Below are 1,520 nucleotides of genomic sequence, written 5' to 3' on the forward strand. Positions count from 1 at the left end.
TCCACAAGGTCGACCAGAACTGGGTCGCCGATCTGACAAGCGCGCTCGCTGACGCCGCCGCCCTCTTGGCCGCGGGTGAGGACGACAAGTACCAGACCGAGGTCATGCGCCTAGCCCCCGCCGACAAGGCCGACACCCGCCAGGCCCGCAATCGCGACATCTAGGCCGACCTCTCCCGCCTCGCCGCCGCCGCACCTTCCAAGGGTTTCGCTCCCGCCCGCGTCATCACCGAGACCTGGCCGCACTAGCCAGGCTGCGGCGCCGACCACTCCATCAGCTCGACAACGAGGCCGTTGGGATCGGTCACCTGGAACAGGCGCTCACCCCAGGGCTGCTCCGTCAGCGGCAGGGTGAAGGTGAGACCCTCCGCGCGCAGTCGCGCCTCCTCCGCCCCCAGGTCGGCCACCGTGAAAGCGATCGCCACGCCGCTGAGATGCTGATCACGGAAAGGCTCGGGCAGAATCTCCAGGCCGCGACGGTGGAACACGACATTCATGCCGACATCCTCCCGCGCCAGCGAAACGAATCCATCCGCCGCCATCTCCTGCCGGAAGCCGAAGTGTCGCTGAAGGAAAGCGCTGGAGGCGGCGACGTTGTCCACGTTCAAACAAACGACGGATGCGGTGATCTGCATGGCTGACCTCTTCGGTGACGGGATGACGCTTATATTACGTACGATGTACGTTATTTCAAGGTCAAGGGCGAAACGGAAGTGGCCTCCCCACCGCCAGACGTGCTAGGTCGCGCCCTCGCATAGGAAACGAACCATCCCATGGCTCTGAAAGTCGCCATCGTCGGCCTGCCGAACGTCGGCAAGTCGACCCTGTTCAACGCGCTCACCCAGACCGCGGCGGCCCAGGCGGCCAACTATCCGTTCTGCACCATCGAGCCCAACACCGGCGACGTGGCGGTGCCTGAGCCACGCCTGGAGAAGCTGGCGGCTATCATCCCGTCCAAGGAGATCATCCCATCGCGGATCAACTTCGTGGATATCGCCGGCCTGGTGCGCGGCGCCTCAAAGGGCGAGGGTCTGGGCAACCAGTTCCTGGCCAATATCCGCGACTGCGACGCCGTGGCCTTCGTCGCCCGCTGCTTCATCGACGACGACATCACCCACGTCGAGGGCAAGGTCGATCCCCTCTCCGACCTCGAGACCATCGAAACCGAGCTGATGCTGGCCGACCTGGAGAGCCTGGAGAAGCGGGTCTCCAACCTCGAGAAGCGCGCCAAGGCCGGCGACAAGGAAAGCGCCCAGACCCTGAGCCTGGTGCAGCTGGCGCTGGCCGAGCTGAACGCCGGCCGCCCCGCCCGCAAGGCGAAGGTCGCCGCCGAGGACGAGAAGGCCTGGCGGATGCTTCAGCTCCTGACCTCGAAGCCCGCGCTCTATGTCTCCAATGTCGACGAGGCGTCCGCCGCCGACGGCAACGAGATGTCGAAGCTGGTCGCCGAACGCGCGACCCGCGACGGGGCCGACCACGTGGCCATCTCCGCCCAGATCGAGAGCGAGATCGCCATGCTCG

Annotated in this window: 2 protein-coding genes; one reads left to right on the forward strand and one right to left on the reverse strand. The window is 66.0% G+C overall.

Annotated elements, in window-relative coordinates:
* Nucleotides 1–244: 244 nt before the first annotated feature.
* Nucleotides 245–634 carry a VOC family protein gene (locus tag RMO04_RS15920; RefSeq protein ID WP_309645754.1) on the reverse strand — a complete coding sequence of 130 codons (390 nt, stop codon included), beginning with the start codon at nucleotides 632–634 and terminating at the stop codon, nucleotides 245–247.
* A gap of 138 nt (nucleotides 635–772) precedes the next feature.
* Here RMO04_RS15920 and ychF point away from each other — a divergent pair.
* On the forward strand, nucleotides 773–1,520 hold a 748-nt coding region (ychF, locus tag RMO04_RS15925; RefSeq protein ID WP_309645755.1), incomplete at its 3' end, for a redox-regulated ATPase YchF.

This window comes from Phenylobacterium sp., assembly GCF_031412415.1.
Classification (GTDB): Bacteria; Pseudomonadota; Alphaproteobacteria; order Caulobacterales; family Caulobacteraceae; genus Phenylobacterium.